This is a genomic window from Pelorhabdus sp. sgz311002 (assembly GCF_056134285.1).
The window spans coordinates 36,743-51,576 of sequence record NZ_JBWBCL010000010.1; the positions used below are offsets into that span (position 1 = coordinate 36,743).

Consider the following 14,834-nt stretch of genomic DNA (forward strand, 5'->3'; position numbering starts at 1 on the left):
TACGCAATCATTATTTTGGTTGATTCTCATAGCTAATTTTTATAATTCATTCTTAAGCCCAAGTAGATCTTCCCGTAACAAAGCGATTTTTACCTCAATTTGCTTTAACCGTTCAGCCAGCATCGCTTCAAGCTCTGGGAGTCGTTTTATCCCACCGGCAGTAATCTCATAAATTCGCTTGCTTCTCGTATTGGGATTTTGCCAGTGTCCTGTAACATAGCCCTTCTCTTCCATACTTCGCAGCAACGGGTAAAGAGCATTCGTATTCGGACGATAGGCCCCGCCAGTGCGAATCACAATTTGTTCAGCTAACTGGTTGCCATGCATTTTTTCCTGCTCCAATATTTTCAAAATATACAATCCTAAGACTAGTTTCATATAACTGACATACGCTTGATCTGGCATCAATGATTCCTCGCTTTCCACTTTATAAATGAACGTTCCTAACCATATATTTATCATAAGTATATGTACTACGCTTTTTATATTATAGTTATTATTATTAATAATATCAACTTTTACTTTTGTTTTTTATTCTTTGAATTGCCTGCTTTGAAAAAGCAGGCCTACTTACCCTCTGTTTTTTCAAAGGTTCCCCTTTGTAAAATTTCTCCTTGCGCAATCATTTGCTGACCGCGCGCCCATACTTGTTCAATGGTTAAGTCAGGCGTAACGACTAAAAAATCAGCGTCAGAACCCACTTGAATTTCCCCTTTTTGCGGCCACAGTTTTAAAACTTTTGCTATATTGCTTGTCGCCACCGCTAAGGCCATTGCTAACGGAAGTCCTTCGTTCTGCCATAAATCACGGATCTCTTCCCACAGAGTTTGCGGTGTTGCCACTGCCAAGCTGATGGGAGCGCCTGCTTCATCAAAAACGGGCAAACTGCCATTTCCGTCAGAACTCATGGTAATTCTGTCTAAGGGGACTTTTGCAGCAAGCGCTCGCATGATCGCCTGGCTCGCCCGTAGTGCTTCCCAACAGCCTTCCGACGGATATACGCCTGAAGTCATGTCAATTACCCCGCCAAGTCGGCCCCAACGAAAAGCTTCCTGCAATAAGTAGGGATTACGATTCACATGAGTGGGCACCAGTTGCGTAATTGGAATTTCGCCGCCTTTAATGATCGCAAAAAGTGGCTTGAGCGCTTCATGGCCATCGCCAATATGGCAATGAACAATTCCTGCCTTGCCGCTAAGCAGGCCGCCATTTCTTGCTTCTGCCGCTAATTTCAAAAGCTCCGTTACGGTTGGCTGTGAAGACCGATGATCGGAAATAGCTACTTCGCCAGCACCAAGAACCTTATCGATAAAGAGTAAGTCAGAGCGCACCGAGCCAGTAAGCGTCGGTCCCGGCACTTCATAGGCGCCAGTATACAGATATGCCGATAAGCCCTCTATTTCTAAGGCTCGAACCTTAGCTAACAGCGAACTCATATGACGCATCGTTCCATCTGTGCCAAGACAACCTACGACCGTCGTAATGCCAGCTCGTGTAAGATCAGAGAGAACAACTTCCGGCGTCCGCGTGTGATATCCGCCTTCGCCGCCACCGCCAATCAAATGAATATGACCATCAATTAATCCGGGAACCAGCCACTTGCCTGTTGCATCAATTCGCCGACAATACTTTTCTGGTAAAAAGTTAAGATTTTGTCCAATTGCCGCCACTTTTTCCCCAGCGAGCAACAAATCTTGCCTGCCTAGCTCTTGGGGTGAAAAAATCCGAGCGCCTTGCAGTAACGTGAAAAAGAAAGTTTCCTCTGGCAAAGTGATGCACTCCCTTACCGTTTTTTCTTAGCATGCGCCAAATTGAGTTTTTTATCGATCACATTAAATCTTGTAATGCAGAGTAAACCTGGCTCGCACGCCAGAACGAACGGGGAGACAAATTGCCACCTATCCTGGGAAACAGTATAATAGAGTTAAGTATAATAGAGTTAAATCTACAAGAAAGCAGAGGTGCTAATATGAACTACTTGCCCAAAAGAATTTTTCTCTCTGTGTTGCTCTGTCTATCACTTATCCTTTTCGCGATTCCAGCTCTTGCCCATGAAGGACGAGAAGGCCACGGCGAGGGCTTAAGTTGGGAAACTACGAACGTCCATTTTCGCGGTGATCGCTTAGTTGTCGAAGGCTATTTTCAAAATAATACGGACAGAGAAATTATCGATAATATCAATGAATTCTATGTCAAAGTAAAACTGAAACATCGTGGCGAATGGCGTCAGCATATGTCTGTCCGCTATGACAATATTAACGTCTTTATCCGTCCTGGTGAAAGTCATCCCTTCCGCTTTGTTATTGAAGGTGTAGAACCTCACCGCATTGACGACTATCGCGTCTGGACCACAGGCAGCTATCACTATCATAACCATCATGGTTGGGAATATCACCGCCACGAAATCGATTAAACCCTTCTATAAATGAAACAGCGGCTGCAGGGAAATCCTGTAGCCGCTGTTTCATTTATAAGTTACTCTATGTAATTTTTTCCTGATCGAAAATAGCCCTCTTTATTCGGCTTCCATCGCCTTTAATCGTTTCAAAAGTTGATCATATCGTGTTAAAACGTCAGCCTCTTCTACCTTTACTTTAGAATGATAATATTCAATCTTGCCGCTGCCGTCGCCAACTTTTCCCGTGGCCTGAAGTGTGCGAGCCAAATTTTCCGCAGTCCCGATCCCCCCATCTAAAATGGCCACGTCAGGCGGCAGAACGCTTGCAATGATATCACGAAACAAGGGAAAATGGGTACAGCCAAGCACCAGCGCGCCATACTGACTTAGATCATAGGGAGCTAGCTGCGCTCTCACATAGGGCGCCACCACTTCCGGGCGAAACTCAAAGCGTTCGGCAAACTCAACTAACCCAGGCATTGGCAGTCCGTCTACCATGTGACATTCATCAAGATTTTCTACTAAATGATGATATTTTTCTTCGCGTAGCGTCAAAGCCGTCGCAAAAACCATAACTCGCTTGCTGCAAGGTACACTCTGCAAAATAGCTGGCTTTACCGCCGGTTCAATCCCGATAATAGGAAAATCATACCGTTCACGCAGTTCTTTCGCCGCAGCGCTTGTCGCTGAATTGCAGGCAAGTACAATGGCCTTAACGCCCCGCTTGGCAATAAAATCTATGGCGGAAAAAACAAGCTCACGCACTTCCTCTGTTGACTTTTCGCCATAGGGTACGTGAAGCGTATCAGCAAAATACACATAATCTTCCTTAGGCAGCAAGTTTAATGCCCGATATAATACGGTCAATCCGCCAATACCAGAATCAAATACACCGATTTTCATATTCTGTCCCTACCTTTTCTCGATGGTCAATCATGATTTTTATCATACACCTATCTTTTCCCCCTGCCAAGACAAAAAAATTCCCCTTAGACGTTACGTCAAGGGAAATTTACTTTCTTTTATAAGATGAAATAATTTCTCAAATCAGCATTAATTCCTTCAATGTATCAACGCCTCGTTCAGTAACATGAGCTAGGCTAATATTGGCCCACACAGGTCCTAGACCGTAAGGACCATCCTGTACTAAAGCCCCTTTGATGAGGCACTCGCGTTTTAAATGATCTACTTCCAAAGCGTAGCTTTTTGCATCGCGGCTAAAATCAAAGGCGTCGACATCAGCTAATAACTGCTCGGGATTTTGATCAGCTTTGTACACCTCTAGTAAGATAGCCGTGCTTAATTCGTTTAGCAAGATCCCCATCTCCCTTTTGCCATTTTTAAAATTTTTTCGGCAAAGTGAACAGTTTTCCTGCTAAAAAAGCCCCTTCCTAGCGCAAGTATACAATATATTCAAAATTATCGTTAAAACGATCCTCGTTAAAGAGCTGTAGCAACTGTCGACTGATCCGCATCGCCGCTAGGAAAACGTACGGTAAAGATCGTTCCCTTCCGATTTGTCTGTACTTCAATTTTAGCCTGATGATGTTCTGCAATCCGATAGCAGACCACAAGGCCAAGACCCGTACCAGTCTCTTTTGTTGTTACAAAAGGTGTCCCAAGCTTTTTCAGTACAGCCGGATCAATCCCCTTGCCTTGGTCAGCAACGATAAGGAGTACCTCATCTGCTGCTTGCTTCAACTGAATCGTTACAATTCCGCCAGACTCCATGGCTTCGAGACTATTGCGGACAAAATTTAAAATGAGTTGGCGAATTTCATTTTTATCAAGTAACAGCGGTGTCGCTTCGTCTAATTCAAGCGAGATCACTTTTCCCTGACGAAGAGCATCAGCTTGCAGGAGCGGCAAAAGGGTCCTAATGATCTCCTGTAGGGGCATTCGTACAAAATCAAGGCGCTTATTTTTAGCAAGTGACAGAAATTCCGTAATAATCCCATTGGCTCGATCAAGTTCTTCAATCATCAAGCCAAGCTGTTCTCTTTGCTTCGTATATTCAGACTTATGCTGAAATAATTGCAAATACCCTCGCACAGTTGTTAAGGGATTGCGTACTTCATGACCAATACTTGCCGCCATTTCCCCGATCAAACTTAATCGATCCAAGCGGGCCATTTCCATTTCTACTTTTTGCTGTTCCATTTGGGATAAACAGTGTCGCACTTTTTCATGTTCGATCGATAAAGCTTGCTCCGCTTTGTTCTGACGATAACGCAATAGTTCTACTAAAAGTCCAGCAACGATCAGTAACGAAAAAAAGGACCCCGCCCAAGTACGGTATAAGTTTTGTTTTTCTTTTATACCGTTTAAAATCATGGATTCCTCAATTGATACAAGGAGAAATGCCGGGTAATCGGCTAAGGCGGAAAAAGCTCCGACTCGATTCACCCCTTGAAAATCCACGGCTTTATAATTGCCGCTTTTTTCACCGTCTTTTATCGCTGCAAGCACTGGATGATGCTTAAAAAAATTCGCATGATCGAAATTCTGGACTTCTGGAACACGCGTAAGATAAGTGCCATCACTACGCAATAAGACAATAGAATTATTGGGGCCAAGGTCCATTTTGTAAAAAATCTGCCGAAAATAATTCTGATCAATTCCAATACTCACAATGCCATTAAACTTCTCTGTCGCATCATTGAGGCGTCGGCTAAGGAAAATGACTGAGTTTTGACTCACTTCCGTCAAACGCGGTGATGCTAGAAAAACCCCGCCGCTCTGTCCCTGTTTATGGACAAGAAAGTGCTCTCGGTTGGCAATATTAATAGGCCGCTGCAAGGGCACCGCGCTAAAAATCAAGTTTCCATCCCGGTCAGCTATGGCAATCTGATCGAAAACCCCTTTTTGCCGCATCATTTTCAAAAGATCTTCCTGCGACGGCGTAAGCCTGCCAGATTCTTCAATCGCTGCCTTCATAAAGAGTAAGGTACTGTCCGCTTCATCAAAGGTCCTGTTCACCGTAGTGGCCAGAGAATGAGCAATATTCTTATTTTGTGAGTACACCATTTCGTACCGCGCTTTTAAATCACGGTCAAAGAGAAAATCAGCACTGGCAAAAGCGCCATAAGAAAGACCAATTACAAGCACCCATAACCAAATTCGAGTATTGTGACTCCAGTGAAAAAAATTCTGTCTATATTTGAATCTGTATTTCAACAAGGAACGCACCTGCCTTCTGGCTTTTCCCAAGGAAATTTAACCAGCACAGCAGTCCCCCACTCCCCTGTATCAACAATAAACTTCGCTCCGTGCCGTTCAGCAATACGAAAACAAACCGGAAGACCGAGCCCAACACCATGCGCTTTGGTCGTCACAAAGGGCATCCCCAGTTTATCAATAATCGACTGGGCCATTCCCTTACCTGTATCAAGCACAGCTAAAATAACTTGCTCTTCCTCCTGATACGTTTTTACAGTGACAGTCCCGCCGCCTTCGGCGACGGCTTCAAAGCTATTACTCAATAAGTTGAACAAAAGTTGACGAATATCTTTCTGATCAAGCAGCAGTTCGGGCACAGGCTCCAGCTCAATCTGCAGCTTAGTTCCCTTTTCCAAGGTAGCGGCCTGCATTAAAGGCTGCAGACTTTCAATAATTTGATTTAACGAACATTTGGTCAGTTCTACTGACCGATTTTGCGCCAAAAACAGAAAATCACTAATAATATTATTAGCCCGATCCAACTCCTGAATCATCACCGAAAACTGTTCTTTTAACATAGCACAATCGTGCTTGCGGCTAAAGTGCTGTAAGTACCCGCGTACGGTTGTTAAGGGATTGCGTACTTCGTGGCCGATGGCCACAGCCATTTCACCGACAAGGTTCATGAGACTGATCCGACTCATTTCCTGTTCATAATTTTTCTGCGTCGTAATATCACGACCTTCAGAAATAAGAAACAGCACGCGTCCCGCTTCATCAAAAACAGGTTTTAAGGAAAAATCCATATAGGAAATTTTCCCTTTCTGATTTTTCACCTTCGTCTCAAAACGAACAAAAACACCTTGCGCCGCTTTCATAATCGATTCGTGAAGTTGCTCTTTTACCCCCGCAACTCCCTGCCAACAAGGAATTTCCCAAAACTTGCGTTTTAAGGCCTGTTCGTAATCACAAGCCATATAATCAAGGGCTGTTTTATTACAATCAACCAAAACCCCCTCGGGAGTCAATACACCAGTAAGTTGAAACATGGAGTCAAAAATGGAGCGAAATTGCCTCTCTTTGGCAATCTCCTGCGAACGCTGCAACTGACGCAATTCCGTCACATCATGATTAATTTCAATGATTGTTGCCGGTCTGCCTAGCTCATCATAATTCAGTGTCCAATAGCTCTCAACAGTCATTTTCGTCCCATCGCGCTTTTGATGCACTAAATCACCATGCCAATAGCCATGTTCATAAAGAAACGCCTGAATTTGGCAATAATTTTCCGTGGATTTTGTCAAAAGCACCTCATGAAGCTTCTTATGACGAACTTCTTCAAAGGTCCAGCCGTAACCGCGCTCCGCGCCGCCGTTCCAAAACAAAATACGGCTGTCAATATCCTTAACAATAATAAATTCCCGTACTGAATGGAGCAAATTCTCGCGCTGTACCACTTCGCTGGCAATAAAAGCCATATCTTCTTCGGCATGTTTAAGTTCCTGCTCGACTTGCACTCGTTCCATAATATCGGCAACTTGGCTTACAAGTAAGTCAAAAAAGTAAAATGTAACCTCATCAGGATGATAAATCTCCTGATGAAAAGTAGATAAAATACCAATAATCCGTCCGGAGCGACTTACTAAGGGCGTGGCTTGTCCAGCTTGTATTCCTTCTGCCAAAACAAGCTGTAGCAATCCCGGCGTATCGTTTACAAATCGGCTTTTTCTAAAATCACTAATGATCAGTCGTTTCCCTTGTTTAAGGGCCGAACCTGATAAAATTTTACCAATTTCCACATCATGAAATGTTTTTGTAAATTCTTCGGAAAAGCCATATTGCGCCAAAATTTCGAGCCGCTGCGACTGTGGATTGAGCAGCCGCAAAACCGCCTTATCGCCTCCGGTTATAATCATAGCTGCATCTAGAATGCGTTCATAAATCTCGTTAATATTCTCTTTGTTAATAAACCTCACACTAATATCATGGAGACAACGAATGGCAAGCATATCAACCGATACACTTCTTTGAGGTCCTTTCTTTCGCCCGCTTTTACTCTTTAGCATGTGTTTCGCTCCTTCATCGCCAAAAGCCAGCCAGCCGTTTTTATAAAATCTCTTTACCGTAACCATAAAACCTATCTTAGTTAACATTCCCATAAAAGCTAAAAAATCCTGCCCTTTTTCCAATAAGATTGAAATTTTTACTTTTTTTGAAAATCACGCTAAAAGTGCTTCCTCCTAAAAAAAGCCAGCAAAATATCTTGTATACTATATTCCAGAGAATGAATAAATATGGTATACTAATTACGCTTAAATGTATTCTATTGAAAATGCTAGCGTGAATAGCATATATTATTTGTTAAAGAGGGGATCATCGATGGTAACAAAAATAGGTATTAACGGATTTGGCCGTATTGGCAGAATGTGTTTAAGAGCCGCCTTAGAAAATGAAAATATAGAAGTCGTGGCAATCAATAGTACATCAACCCCCGATGCGTCAGCGCACTTACTCGAGTATGATTCTGTGCACGGACGGTTAAATAAAAAAATCGAAGCCACGGAAGATGGCCTGATTGTGAACGGACATTTCATCAAAATTATTTCCGACCGCAATCCAGCCAATCTCCCGTGGGGTAAACTGGGCGTCGACGTCGTTCTGGAAGCGACAGGCAAATTCAACTCTGGCAAAGACTGCGAAGTTCACCTTAAAAATGGCGCTAAAAAAGTCATTATTACAGCTCCCGCCAAAGACAACATTCCGACAATCGTATTAGGCGTAAATGAAAATATCTATAATCCAGCAAAGCATCATGTCGTATCGAATGCATCCTGCACGACGAATTGTCTTGCTCCGGTTGTAAAAGTTCTCCAGGAAAAATTCGGCATTGTCAGTGGTTTAATGTCTACAGTCCATGCCTTCACTACGGATCAAAGAAGTCTCGACAACAGCCATAAAGATCCGCGTCGTTCGAGAGGTTGTACGCAATCTATCGTTCCTACCTCGACTGGCGCCGCCAAAGCAATTGGACTTGTTATTCCTGAACTTAAGGGAAAACTGAACGGTGTCTCCTTACGCGTGCCTGTTCCCAATGTTTCACTCGTTGATCTTGTCGTTGAGCTAAACCAAGATGTTACCGTAGAAGCAGTAAACGCAGCGTTGCAAGAAGCCGCCGCCGGCCCTATGTCGCACGTTCTTGCCTACTCGGAAAAACCGCTTGTTTCCATTGACTATTTAGGCGACAGTCATTCCTCCATTGTAGATGGTTTATCCACGTTAGCAATTAATAACCGTACAGTAAAGGTTTTAGCCTGGTATGATAATGAATGGGGCTATTCCTGCCGTGTCGTCGATCTAGCCGCTTATGTAGGAAATAGCTTAAGCGCGAGTGACGAAGTCATAGCAACAGTAAGAGAAAAAGCCGCCGTATAAGTGGCGGAATAGAAGCTATAGATAGAAAAAAAACAAGACTGTTTCCTCCTAACGCGAAGACGCTCTAAGCACTTTCGCAAGTGAGGTGACAGTCTTGTTTTTTTATAGTCTAGCGTAATAAACTGAGCGAACCGGTCAATTTATTGATCTTTTTCGTAGGTCCATAGACGCAGACGCCAAGATAATATAAATCAGAACTGGCCTGCGCTGCCAAAAGTTTTGTATAGTGATCATAATCTAAACATTTTTGCGCAACTTCGCTGAAATCAATAACCGTAACATCACTATAAGCGCTATCATAAATCTTATCGCGCAACGCTTTAAGCTGTTCGCGCGCCGCACTTAAAACAGGAATCGCCTGCGACGTAATGCCACGATGAATCTGTCCGCTGCCATCGGTTATATCAGGGCCAATAATCGTCTCCTTACACAATTGACTTAAACTCATTCCCAACACCGCCGCCGTATTGGCGATTAAACCTAACGGAATTTCCCGTGAAATGACCATAGCTACTTTCAACCGAATACCCACCTTCCTAAAACTTTGTTCTGTCTTAGCATAACAAAGCAGGGCTAAGCTGTATTGTAAAAAATTGACCTTGAAAGCTAGTTATACTTAGGAAAGCGAAAAATGCTGATACTGTTCTGGCGTAAGTCCTGTATAGCTTTTAAAAGTTTTCGTAAAATGGCTCTGGTCATAAAAGCCCGCGCGTAGCGCCGTTTCGGGCAAAGACTCCCCTCTCGCCAATTCCTTCTGGGCAAAATTAATTCGCAGCAAGGTTTGATAGGCATGAGGCGGAAGTTTAAACTGCTGTTTAAACAAACGGATTAAGAAAAATTTATTAATGCCCGAAGCAGCTGAAAGATCATCTAACGTAACCTTTTCCGAAAAGTACTCTTGTAAGTACTCACGGATAATCCCTACTTTCGCCGATTCATCTGGTGTTTCGATCCGTTTCTCATCTCCAGCCAAAACCAATTCCAACAGGAAAATTAAAGAGCTTTCTTTTTCCAGCGGTGTAGAGGCGCTTTGCAATCTATGTATTTCAGCAAAAATGCGTCCAATCACGGGTAAAGAAAGTACCGCATTCACTCGCGGCTGCTGCAGAGAGCCGCCACCGCGGCTGGCTTGAAACGCACGAATCCAAGTGGCAGAAAGAAACAACATTTCATATTCCCAGCCCTCACACTGCAGTGGATTACAGGCGTGAAGCAACTCTGGCGGCAAAAAAACCATGCTGCGAGGCGTCACCGTTTCGGTACGGCCTTCATACCAAAAACGACTGGTTCCACGGCGAATCAAGCCAAGCGAATAGTCTTCATGGGTATGTTTTCGGTAAGAGAAAGTGCTGGTACTACAATGTTTAAGCGTAAAAAAGGGCACATGTTCATCGCGATATAACGTAACAGGCTGACGTTTTGCCATTTTACATTTCATCCTGTCATCCCCCCAATTACAGCCGCCACTAGTAAGATAAGATTTGCCGATACTTTTCTGGTGATCGCTAAATACAAGCTGATTAAAGCAACCGCAATCATTAAGCTGCCCACTTGATTGTGAAAAAAAAGATCTGTTAAAACAACAATATTAAAACTAACGATCACGAGAACAACCCCATCGAGAAAGCCCTCAGTGGCGCTCTTGCCAGCAATCCGAGTATAGCAACGTTGCACAATAAGAATGAGTAGCGGCGGCAGTAGTAAAGCGATCGCAGCAAGTACCGCTCCCGGCACGCCAGCTACTAAGTAGGCAAGACTGACAACCCATAAACCGTTCGGTCCTGGCGTTACCTGCCCAATCGCCAGAGCTTCGGTAAATTGCTTCTCTGTAGCCCAACCATTGGCAATAAAATCAGTATGTAAACTAGGCAGCGGCCCAAAACCGCCCGTAGAAAACAACACAGCTTTTACGATCACAACAAAGAATAGGAGCCAGTCCATAGTTATTTTTCCGCTCCCTTCGTCCCAACATGGGAATATACCAAAGAAGCTGCCAGCGCTCCCGTAATATATAAAACAAAAACAGGCGGCTGCCAAACATAATAGGCGATAGCACTGCCGCTTAAAATCATGCCAGAAAGAATGAGACGGCTCTGGCTTGTCCGATAATTTTTCCGCAAAATGGGTTTTACATTACGCCAATTTGTCGCTAAGGCAATTCCGAAAATAGCGGCAAAAACGGTTCGCAACATGGCCTGTACGCGCGGATACTCGCTCATTCCCAGATAGACCGCTGAAAGCAAAACCGTAATAGCTGCACTTGGTAAAATAAGTCCCAATAGAGAAAGCGCGATGCCGAATCTGCCGCCTAGTTTCTTGCCAATCAAAATAGTATAAGCAATAATATTCATCCCCGGTGTTATTTGACACATTGCCACAATGACGGCATATTCCTCTTCCGTAACCCAATGATGCTTATAAATAAAGTGCTCTTGAATTAAATACTGCGTAACGGCGCCGCCGCCAAAAGAAGTAAAGCCAATTTGAACCCATACGCAAAAAAGCTGAAGAAGCGTTGGGCTAGCTGGTTTTGCTGGATGCTCCATTTTAAATCTCCTTTTTCTACTCCTAATTCTAAATAAATGAGTAAATAAGCTGACGTAAATTTACATCTACGTCAGCTTATTAGCTCTCTTATTCCCGTTTTCCTGTTACCGTCGCTTGTTTTTCTCATTTCATCCTACTTTGCACCTTCATAAAATAAAAAGCTTGACAAAAACTCTTGCACCTGAGAAAATGTTAACACTGTTACACAATTTTCTGCAGAGATTGTTGAACGATTGAATTTGATATAGAAAAAAATAAGGACTGAGATCAAGCAAAAAAATGCTCGCTTCAGAGAGCCGATGGCAGGTGTAAATCGGTGCAGCTTTTTTGGCGAACTCCCTCAGGAATTCTTTGGCTGAACGATTCAGTAAGCCAAAGCGCCCTCAGCGTTATCGATGTGAGTACAAATTAGGGTGGTACCGCGATTATTCGCCCCTATTGGCATAAGCCAATAGGGGCTTTTTATTTTGAGGAGGAATAGATTATGGGATTTGATAAAAGCTCTTCCTGGGGCGCGTCTTTCGCTATGGCGGCAGTCTGGTTCGCCACGCACTGCGGCGGCGGTTTTGCCACAGGAAATCAAGAAGTAAATTACTTTGTAAAATATGGCTGGTATGCCGTAATTATGCCGATCCTAGCTATGCTGATCCTGGGCTGGGCCCACCGCAACGCACTCGTACTTGCCAAAGACTATAAGACCTATGATTATAAAAGCTATGGGAAAGCCTTATTTCACCCTTACGAAAAATATTTCTACCCCTTCTTTGAAATCGGCTTTGTACTGCTTATTGCCTGCGGCGTCAGCACCTCAATTGCCGGTTCCGGTTCTCTGCTCAAAAGCACCTTAGGAATCCCCTATGAAATCGCCATTGTTGGCGTCGGTCTAGTGCTGCTAGCGCTGACGATCTTTGGCAGCAAGCTGATTATCAAAGTCCTCAGCTTCAAAACGTACTTTCTAATCATCACGTTAATGCTACTTTGCATCTTAGGGCTGCAAGCAGGCGCCTTTCAATTTCAACATGTTTGGGCAACGCAAGAAACTTTTGGCCAAAGCTTTGGTGATGCCCTTTGGTTCGCCCTAATTTACATTGGCTTTCAGTCTTTTACGGTCCTTCCGATCATTTCCGTATCGCAAGGCATTAAAACAACGAAAGACTGCAACCGTTTTATGGTTTTTGGCACTGTTTTAAACGGCGCTTTCCTCGCCGTTGTCTGCATCATGCTGCTTGGCTTTACGCCTGACGTACTCAACCAAACTCTGCCAGTCTACTTCGTTTGCGCCCAACTTGATCTTCCCTGGCTCAAAATTCTCTATAGCGTAATTTTGTTGATTGCCCTTCTCGGTACTGCCGTTTCGCTTGTTTTCTCTACGGTAGCCCGCTTCGAACCGATTTTCCCCAGAACAGGCTTACTGGAAAATTTACGAGTTCGACGCTTTGCCATCTCCCTGCTTACTGTTATTATCTGCACTGGCATTTCTGTATTTGGACTTACCAATATCGTAATTAAAGGCTACGGCTCTGTCGGCTATATCGGCCTGATCTTTGTTCTCCTCCCTGCCCTCACGATCGGCACAATAAAGATTCGAAACAATGCGAAACGGCGCCGCGAACAAGGCATCGAAGAGCAGTAATCATAATAATTTCATAAACTAAGTAAAAGCTGGCGCCCAACTTTCGGCGCCAGCTTTTACTTAGTTTATGAAATTATAGTCTTATGACGTTATGAAGCGGCAAAAACAAAGTTAATGCCCTTCGACAGGCTTCACCGGATGAGCCACCTGATTCTTCTGCGAAATTTTCTCTTTAAAATAGTTTATCACGCCAGAAACAGCCATAATCGATAGCAGCGAATAAAGCCCCTTCTCTGTTCCAATAACCGAGCAGCCAAACAGAACGATCATAAAATCACAAATAAAGGTAAGTTTTCCTGGATTCCAACCAAAGCGCCGATTTAAATATAGGACTAGAATATTGACACCACCTAAAGAAGCGCCGTTCCAAAACAAATAGGAAAGCCCTAATCCAGCAAAACCGCCGCCCAAAATCGCCCCGACTAGATTGGGCACAACAAAATCAGTAAGACTACGGTCAACTTCGGTCATAACCGAAAGCAGACAAGCCGCCAACAGTGTCGATAACGTAAAATTCCAACCCATACGAAAAACAGACAAAATGTAAAAAGGCAGATTCGCCAAAATAAACGCTACAGAAAAGGGCATTCCCACCAAATAAGAAATACTCAGGGCAAAGCCCGGCGCTCCGCCTGTAACAAGATGCGAATGTTTCAATAGTAAAATTCCCACCGTACTAATCATACAACCAATAAAAATATGAATGATTTTTTGCACATCCATCACCTTACCATTTCCAAATACTTCTTTCCCCTGCATCAAGAAAAACGTTATTTTTATGATAAAGTATCCAGTTGCTAGAGAGTCAAGTCTTATCTTGCAAGGGAATTTGAATTTCTGTCAAATAAAGCGATGAATCATGGGTAATCGATTCATCAATGAGCATTCTTTCGATGGCATCCCCGCTAATCTCGTAAGGCTGTGTAGCGATAAATTGCAATAAAAGATCATAGTAAGCTGCTGCATCTTGGCGACGGCCGCGAAAAGCAATACAGGCATAAAGCCCAGCTTCCAAATAGTCGGCTTGCTTCGACTGTTCTGCTGCTTGATCATCGGCGTCGGCGATAATAAAGACAGACCGATACTCGCCATAGTGGGCCTTCATAAAATTGTCTTTCGCAACAGCAAACCCGACCTTGCCAATAAATAGAGACGGATGATCGCCAATCGACTGTTCCAGCTTTCTCAGTGAAAATTCCCAGTCCTCGGCAGACCGACTTTCTTCTTCCATACGTAAAATCAAGCGTTGCGGCAATTTACGCAAGAAGGGTACAGCGATCTTTTTATAGTGAAGGGCTGTTTCAATCTCGCTAATCCGGCTAGTGAAGAGATTGTGAACCGACTGGAGGTTGGCGATCATTTTTTCGGTTTCGGCCTGTCGCGCCTTTAATAGCGCTAAAAACTTTTCAATATCCCGGCCTGCTAGATGACGGCGAATCTCCTCAAGCGACAAGCCGAGAAACTTAAGATATTTAATCGTATGAAGCTGTTCAAACTGCGCAATAGAATAGTAACGGTAGCCGCTATCTGCTGCAACAAAGGCTGGCTTGAACAAATCAATCGCGTCATAGTAGCGGAGCGTCCGAATTGGTACACCATGAATTTTGGCCATTTCACCAATAGAATACATATGTTTCATCGTTTGATCACCTGCCTGCTTTCACT

Annotated in this window: 15 protein-coding genes and 1 other annotated feature; of the genes, 3 read left to right on the forward strand and 12 right to left on the reverse strand. The window is 43.7% G+C overall.

Annotated elements, in window-relative coordinates:
* Nucleotides 1–39: 39 nt before the first annotated feature.
* Together AC0NJP_RS14010 and iadA are read right to left on the reverse strand one after the other, a co-directional pair.
* Nucleotides 40–405 carry a PadR family transcriptional regulator gene (locus AC0NJP_RS14010; RefSeq protein WP_474700209.1) on the reverse strand — a complete coding sequence of 122 codons (366 nt, stop codon included), beginning with the start codon at nt 403–405 and terminating at the stop codon, nt 40–42.
* 161 nt (nt 406–566) lie between these two features.
* On the reverse strand, nt 567–1,769 hold the full coding sequence (gene iadA / locus AC0NJP_RS14015) for a beta-aspartyl-peptidase (protein ID WP_474040762.1): 1,203 nt from the start codon (nt 1,767–1,769) through the stop codon (nt 567–569).
* Between the two features lie 200 nt (nt 1,770–1,969).
* Between iadA and AC0NJP_RS14020 the strand changes: the two genes are divergently transcribed.
* Complete coding sequence (locus AC0NJP_RS14020) at nt 1,970–2,413, forward strand: hypothetical protein (RefSeq protein WP_474040763.1); 444 nt, start codon at nt 1,970–1,972, stop codon at nt 2,411–2,413.
* Between the two features lie 102 nt (nt 2,414–2,515).
* On the opposite strand, the gene murI is transcribed toward AC0NJP_RS14020, so the two are convergent.
* The 4 genes from murI to AC0NJP_RS14040 all read right to left on the reverse strand — a co-directional run bounded on the left by murI (nt 2,516) and on the right by AC0NJP_RS14040 (nt 7,716).
* Entirely contained in the window at nt 2,516–3,301 is a 786-nt protein-coding gene (gene murI / locus AC0NJP_RS14025; RefSeq protein WP_474700210.1) for a glutamate racemase, read from the reverse strand.
* A gap of 139 nt (nt 3,302–3,440) precedes the next feature.
* Complete coding sequence (locus AC0NJP_RS14030) at nt 3,441–3,713, reverse strand: hypothetical protein (protein WP_474040765.1); 273 nt, start codon at nt 3,711–3,713, stop codon at nt 3,441–3,443.
* Between the two features lie 125 nt (nt 3,714–3,838).
* The gene (locus AC0NJP_RS14035; RefSeq protein WP_474700211.1) at nt 3,839–5,575 is read right to left on the reverse strand and encodes an ATP-binding protein; all 1,737 of its coding nucleotides are present in this window, start codon (nt 5,573–5,575) and stop codon (nt 3,839–3,841) included.
* Complete coding sequence (locus AC0NJP_RS14040; RefSeq protein WP_474700212.1) at nt 5,572–7,716, reverse strand: PAS domain-containing protein; 2,145 nt, start codon at nt 7,714–7,716, stop codon at nt 5,572–5,574. The genes AC0NJP_RS14035 and AC0NJP_RS14040 overlap by 4 nt, the downstream gene beginning before the upstream one ends.
* 220 nt (nt 7,717–7,936) lie before the next feature.
* Between AC0NJP_RS14040 and gap the strand changes: the two genes are divergently transcribed.
* Nucleotides 7,937–8,989, forward strand: coding sequence for a type I glyceraldehyde-3-phosphate dehydrogenase (gene gap / locus AC0NJP_RS14045; protein WP_474700213.1), 1,053 nt, complete (start codon nt 7,937–7,939; stop codon nt 8,987–8,989).
* Nucleotides 8,990–9,098: 109 nt separating this feature from the next.
* On the opposite strand, the gene AC0NJP_RS14050 is transcribed toward gap, so the two are convergent.
* The 4 genes from AC0NJP_RS14050 to AC0NJP_RS14065 form a co-directional block, all read right to left on the reverse strand.
* Entirely contained in the window at nt 9,099–9,509 is a 411-nt protein-coding gene (locus AC0NJP_RS14050; protein WP_474040769.1) for a DUF2000 domain-containing protein, read from the reverse strand.
* 96 nt (nt 9,510–9,605) lie between these two features.
* Nucleotides 9,606–10,427, reverse strand: coding sequence for an AraC family transcriptional regulator (locus AC0NJP_RS14055; protein WP_474700214.1), 822 nt, complete (start codon nt 10,425–10,427; stop codon nt 9,606–9,608).
* Complete coding sequence (locus AC0NJP_RS14060; RefSeq protein WP_474700215.1) at nt 10,424–10,930, reverse strand: chromate transporter; 507 nt, start codon at nt 10,928–10,930, stop codon at nt 10,424–10,426. Before AC0NJP_RS14060 ends, AC0NJP_RS14055 begins: the two co-directional genes overlap by 4 nt.
* Nucleotides 10,931–10,932: 2 nt before the next feature.
* Complete coding sequence (locus tag AC0NJP_RS14065; protein WP_474700216.1) at nt 10,933–11,535, reverse strand: chromate transporter; 603 nt, start codon at nt 11,533–11,535, stop codon at nt 10,933–10,935.
* A gap of 249 nt (nt 11,536–11,784) precedes the next feature.
* Nucleotides 11,785–11,976, forward strand: a binding site (T-box leader).
* Between the two features lie 44 nt (nt 11,977–12,020).
* Here AC0NJP_RS14065 and AC0NJP_RS14070 point away from each other — a divergent pair.
* Complete coding sequence (locus AC0NJP_RS14070) at nt 12,021–13,169, forward strand: YkvI family membrane protein (RefSeq protein ID WP_474700217.1); 1,149 nt, start codon at nt 12,021–12,023, stop codon at nt 13,167–13,169.
* Between the two features lie 111 nt (nt 13,170–13,280).
* Here the strand turns inward: AC0NJP_RS14070 and AC0NJP_RS14075 are convergent, their stop codons facing one another.
* Together AC0NJP_RS14075 and AC0NJP_RS14080 are read right to left on the reverse strand one after the other, a co-directional pair.
* The gene (locus AC0NJP_RS14075; protein ID WP_474040774.1) at nt 13,281–13,886 is read right to left on the reverse strand and encodes a YitT family protein; all 606 of its coding nucleotides are present in this window, start codon (nt 13,884–13,886) and stop codon (nt 13,281–13,283) included.
* An 88-nt stretch (nt 13,887–13,974) separates the two neighbouring features.
* The gene (locus AC0NJP_RS14080) at nt 13,975–14,808 is read right to left on the reverse strand and encodes a MerR family transcriptional regulator (RefSeq protein ID WP_474700218.1); all 834 of its coding nucleotides are present in this window, start codon (nt 14,806–14,808) and stop codon (nt 13,975–13,977) included.
* Nucleotides 14,809–14,834 lie beyond the last annotated feature (26 nt).